Source organism: Thiobacillus sp. (assembly GCF_024708915.1).
The window spans coordinates 1-5108 of the sequence record NZ_JANJXQ010000042.1 but is presented as its reverse complement, the minus strand read 5'-3'; the positions used below and the strand labels follow the sequence as shown (position 1 = coordinate 5108).

Genomic DNA, 5108 nt, shown 5'->3' with positions numbered 1-5108 from the left:
CCGCTTTGCCGCCAGCGGTTTCCGCGATTTCACCCGGATTGCCGGCAGCAGCCCGGAGATGTGGCGCGACATCGCGCTGGCGAACCGGGAGGCGGTGCTGGCCGAACTGGATGCCTACCTCGCATCGCTGCAAGCATTGCGCCAGGCAGTCGATGCGGAAGATGCTGATGCATTGTTGAAGATGTTTTCGCGCGCCCGCAATGCCCGTGAAAACTGGATTAAGGCTCAGGATTCTTGATGGAATTTCTTGATTTACCCGCAAGCGGCGAGGCGCGCGGCACAGTGCGCCTGCCGGGCTCCAAAAGCATTTCCAACCGCGTGCTGCTGCTGGCGGCGCTGGCGCAAGGCACGACCATCGTGCGGGCGCTACTCGATTCCGACGACACACGGGTCATGCTCGATGCCTTGCGCGTGTTGGGCGTGGGCGTCGCGCGGGTGAGCGATTCCGATGACTATGAAATCACAGGCGTGGGTGGCGCGTTTCCGGTCAAGCAGGCCGAACTGTTCCTGGGCAATGCCGGGACGGCGTTCCGTTCGCTGACCGCCGCGTGCGCGCTGTCGGGCGGCGAGTATGAGCTGAAAGGTGTGGCGCGCATGCACGAGCGGCCGATCGGCGATCTGGTCGACGCCTTGCGGCGGCTCGGTGCGCACATCGACTATCTCGGCCAGGAAGGCTTTCCGCCGCTGAAGATTCATCCCGCAGAAATCGCCGGCGACATCACCGAGGTACGCGGCAATGTGTCGAGCCAGTTCCTCACCGGTCTCCTGATGGCGCTGCCGCTGCGCCAGCGCGATACCACCATCGAGGTCGTGGGCGAGCTGATTTCCAAACCCTACATCGGCATCACGCTGGCGATGCTGCGCCGCTTTGGCGTGGAGATCGCGCGCGACGACTGGCAGCGCTTCGGCGTGCCGGCAGCGGCGCGCTACCAGAGCCCCGGCGAAATCTGGGTGGAAGGCGATGCGTCGTCGGCGTCCTATTTTCTCGCCGCGGGCGCCATCGGCGGCGGCCCGGTGCGGGTGGAGGGCGTCGGCCGCGACAGCGTGCAGGGCGACGTGCGCTTTGCCGATGCGCTGGCGTTGATGGGGGCGCAGATCGAAATGGGGCCGAACTGGATCGAGGCGCGCGCGCCCGAGTCGGGCCGGCTCAAGGCGGTCGACCTCGATTGCAACCACATTCCCGACGCCGCGATGACGCTGGCGGTGGCGGCGCTGTTCGCCGACGGCACGACCACGCTGACCAACATCGCCAGCTGGCGGGTCAAGGAAACCGACCGCATCGCGGCGATGGCGGCCGAATTGCGCAAGGTCGGCGCGACGGTGGAGGAGGGCGCCGACTACATTCGCATCGCGCCGCCTCACGCCTCACGCCTCACCCCTCACGCTGTAATCGACACCTACGACGACCACCGCATGGCGATGTGCCTGTCGCTGGTGACGCTCGGCGGCGTGCCGGTGCGAATCAACGACCCGGCGTGCGTGAACAAGACCTTCCCGGAGTATTTCAGGGTTTTTGCGGGGATTGCCCAGTGAACGTTGCCTCACCCCTCACCCCTCACCCCTCGCCCGTGATCACCATTGACGGCCCCTCGGCGTCGGGCAAAGGCACCGTGGCAGAGCGGGTCGCTGCTGCGCTCGGTTTCCATTTCCTCGACAGCGGCGCGCTGTACCGGCTGACCGCGCTGTCGGCGATGCGGCACGGCGTGGCGCTGGACGATGCGGCCCGCGTGGCGCAACTGGCGGCCACGCTGCCGGCGGTATTCCGCGACGGCACGGTGTGGCTGGCGGGAGAGGATGTCAGCGACGCGATCCGTGCCGAGATGGTGGGCGACGGCGCGTCGAAAGTGGCGGCGCTGCCGGCGGTGCGCGCGGCGCTGCTCGACCGCCAGCGCGCCTACCGCCAGGCGCCCGGCCTGGTGGCCGACGGACGCGACATGGGGACGGTGGTGTTCGCCGATGCGGCGGCCAAAATCTTCCTCACCGCCAGCGCCGAGGCGCGCGCCGAGCGGCGGTATAAGCAGTTGATCGAAAAGGGGAACTCTGCTAGTCTACCGGCCCTTGTTGCGGATATGCAGGCCCGCGACGCGCGCGATACCGGTCGCGCCGTTGCGCCGCTGAAGCCCGCGCCGGATGCGCTATTGCTCGACACGACCCGGATGGATGTCGAGTCGGCGGTGCAGGCGGTGCTGAGCCACTACCGCGGCAAGTAATGCATCAAGTCTGATTCGATTCGTGTCGGCCCGTGCCCGCTGGCTGACGATGTGCAACCAACCCCGTCCTTACCGACGGAAATGAAGGTTTTTTAATGTCTACTGCTATCGCTTCTTCCGCTCCCGCTTCCATGGAAAGCTTTGCCGCCCTGTTCGAGGAATCCCTCTCGCACCAGGAAATGCGCCAGGGCGAAGTCATCACCGCTGAAATCATCGATATCGACCACAACTTCGTGACGGTGAACGCCGGCCTCAAGTCCGAGAGCCTGATTCCCCTCGAAGAGTTCAAGAACGACCAGGGCGAAATCGAAGCCAAGATCGGCGATTTCGTTTCGGTCGCCATCGAGTCGATCGAAGACGGTTTCGGCGCGACCAAGCTGTCGCGCGAGCGCGCCAAGAAGCTGGCGGCGTGGCTGGATCTGGAAGCGGCGATGAACGAAGGCCGCATCGTCACCGGCATGGTGCAGGGCAAGGTCAAGGGCGGCCTGACGGTGCTGGTGGGCGGTCTGCGCGCCTTCCTGCCGGGTTCGCTGGTGGACATGCGCCCGGTCAAGGACACCACGCCCTTCGAATACAAGGAAATGGAATTCAAGGTCATCAAGCTCGACCGCAAGCGCAATAACGTCGTGGTGTCGCGCCGTGCCGTGCTGGAAGAGACCATGGGCGCCGACCGCGAAGCGATGATGGAGAACCTGAAGGAAGGCTCCATCGTCAAGGGCGTGGTGAAGAACATCACCGACTACGGCGCGTTCGTCGACCTGGGCGGCATCGACGGCCTGCTGCACATCACCGACATGGCCTGGCGCCGCGTCAAGCACCCGTCCGAAGTGGTGCACGTCGGCCAGGAGCTGGAAGCCAAGATCCTGCGCTACGACACCGAGAAGAACCGCGTCTCGCTCGGCATCAAGCAGCTGGGCGATGACCCGTGGGTCGGCATCGCACGCCGTTACCCGCAGGGCACCCGCATGTTCGGCAAGGTTGCCAATCTGACCGACTACGGCGCGTTCGTCGAGATCGAAGAGGGCATCGAAGGCCTGGTGCACGTCTCCGAAATGGACTGGACCAACAAGAACGTCAGCCCCTCCAAGATCGTCCAGCTGGGCGACGAAGTCGAAGTCATGGTGCTCGACATCGACGAGGACAAGCGCCGCATCTCGCTGGGCATGAAGCAGTGCAAGTCGAACCCGTGGGAAGACTTCTCGATGAACCACAAGAAGGGCGACAAGGTCAGCGGCGCGATCAAGTCGATCACCGACTTCGGCGTGTTCATCGGCCTGCCTGGCGGCATCGACGGCCTGGTCCACCTGTCCGACCTGTCGTGGAGCGTGCCCGGCGAAGAAGCCGTGCGCAACTTCCGCAAGGGTCAGGACGTGGAAGCCGTGGTGCTGGGCATCGACCTTGAGCGCGAGCGCATCTCGCTCGGCATCAAGCAGCTCGAAGGCGATCCGCTGACCAGCTATGCGACCGGCCACGACAAGGGCAGCATCGTCAAGGGCACCATCAAGACCGTCGAGCCCAAGGGCGCCACCGTGCAGCTGGACAGCGACATGGAAGGTTACCTGCGCGCATCCGAAGTTTCGCGCGACCGTGTCGAGGACATGCGCAGCCATTACAAGGAAGGCGACGAGATCGAAGCGATGATCATCAACGTCGATCGCAAGAACCGCGTGATCAACCTGTCGATCAAGGCCAAGGACATGACCGAGCAGGATTCCGCGATGAAGAAATTCGCCGCCGAATCCGCCGCGGCCGCCAGCGGTTCGACCAACCTCGGCGCGCTGCTCAAGGCCAAGCTCGACAACAAGAACGCCGAGCAGTAATCCATGACCAAGTCCGAGCTGATTGCTCAACTGGCGGCGCGGCATTCGCAGTTTTCGGTTGCGGATATCGAGATGGCAGTGAAGACGATCCTCGACGCGCTGGCGAGAAACCTGTCGCGCGGCGAGCGTATCGAAATCCGCGGCTTCGGCAGCTTCAGCCTGAGCTTCCGTCCCGCCCGTCTCGGACGCAATCCCAAGTCTGGCGAGCGTGTGCAGGTGCCGGCCAAGTATGTGCCGCATTTCAAGGCAGGCAAGGAATTGCGCGACCGGGTGGATTTTCCGCTGTGAGCGTGATGCAAGGCAGGTGAATACGGCGCATTTTGCGCCGTTTTCTTTTTTCGCCCGCCGCCGCGCTTTTTGAAGCCCGCCGGCAAAGGTAGAATGGGCTCAATCTCACGCGAATAACCATGAAAAATCTCACACGCTATCTGGTGCTGGCGGCGAAACTGCTGGTATTTCTGCTGGTGCTGGGTTTTGCCCTGAAAAACAGCCACACCGTCATTTTCTATTCCTATCTGGATTATGTGTGGCAAGCGCCGCTGATCGTCATGCTGGGGCTGACGTTCGTGCTGGGCGCACTAATGGGGGTGTTGGCCTTGCTGCCGGCCCTGTTCCGCCTGCGCCGCGAGCTTGCCCGCAAACCGCAGGTGGTCGAGTCGGACACGGGCACGCAAACCGACATGCCTGTCGTGTAACGCGTCATGGAATTCGAATTCTGGTGGTTGCTGGCGTTCCCCCTGTTTTTCGTGCTGGGCTGGCTGGCGGCGCGGGTCGACATTCGTCAGGTGGTGACCGAATCGCGCGCGCTGCCCAATTCGTATTTCCGCGGCCTGAATTTTCTGCTCAACGAGCAGCCTGACAAGGCCATCGAGGCTTTTCTCGAAGTCGTCAAGCTCGAACCCGAAACCATCGACCTGCACTTTGCGCTGGGTGGCCTGTTCCGCCGCCGCGGCGAACTCGATCGCGCCATCCGCATGCACGAAAACCTGCTGGAACGCGAAGGCCTGGCCGAAGACCAGCGCCTGCGGGCGATGAGCGAACTGGGGCAGGATTACCTCAAGGCCGGTCTGCTCGACCG

Annotated in this window: 6 protein-coding genes and 1 pseudogene; all 7 read left to right on the top strand. The window is 63.8% G+C overall.

Annotation, left to right across the window (positions count from 1 at the left end):
- Positions 1-238, top strand: a 238-nt coding sequence (locus Q0L94_RS03300; protein ID WP_296750040.1) for a prephenate dehydrogenase dimerization domain-containing protein, incomplete at its 5' end; no start/stop codon positions are given.
- Positions 238-1533: a 3-phosphoshikimate 1-carboxyvinyltransferase gene (aroA, locus tag Q0L94_RS03295; RefSeq protein WP_296750038.1), complete on the top strand. Its 1296-nt coding sequence runs from the start codon at positions 238-240 to the stop codon at positions 1531-1533. The genes Q0L94_RS03300 and aroA, both read left to right, overlap by 1 nt.
- A 35-nt stretch (positions 1534-1568) precedes the next feature.
- On the top strand, positions 1569-2210 hold the full coding sequence (cmk, locus tag Q0L94_RS03290; RefSeq protein ID WP_296750037.1) for a (d)CMP kinase: 642 nt from the start codon (positions 1569-1571) through the stop codon (positions 2208-2210).
- Between the two features lie 95 nt (positions 2211-2305).
- Entirely contained in the window at positions 2306-4030 is a 1725-nt protein-coding gene (gene rpsA / locus Q0L94_RS03285; protein ID WP_296750035.1) for a 30S ribosomal protein S1, read from the top strand.
- A 3-nt stretch (positions 4031-4033) separates the two neighbouring features.
- Complete coding sequence (locus Q0L94_RS03280; protein ID WP_018076573.1) at positions 4034-4318, top strand: integration host factor subunit beta; 285 nt, start codon at positions 4034-4036, stop codon at positions 4316-4318.
- A 119-nt stretch (positions 4319-4437) separates the two neighbouring features.
- Entirely contained in the window at positions 4438-4725 is a 288-nt protein-coding gene (locus tag Q0L94_RS03275) for a LapA family protein (RefSeq protein WP_296750033.1), read from the top strand.
- Between the two features lie 6 nt (positions 4726-4731).
- Positions 4732-5108, top strand: a pseudogene (locus Q0L94_RS03270) (lipopolysaccharide assembly protein LapB); the annotation flags it as partial.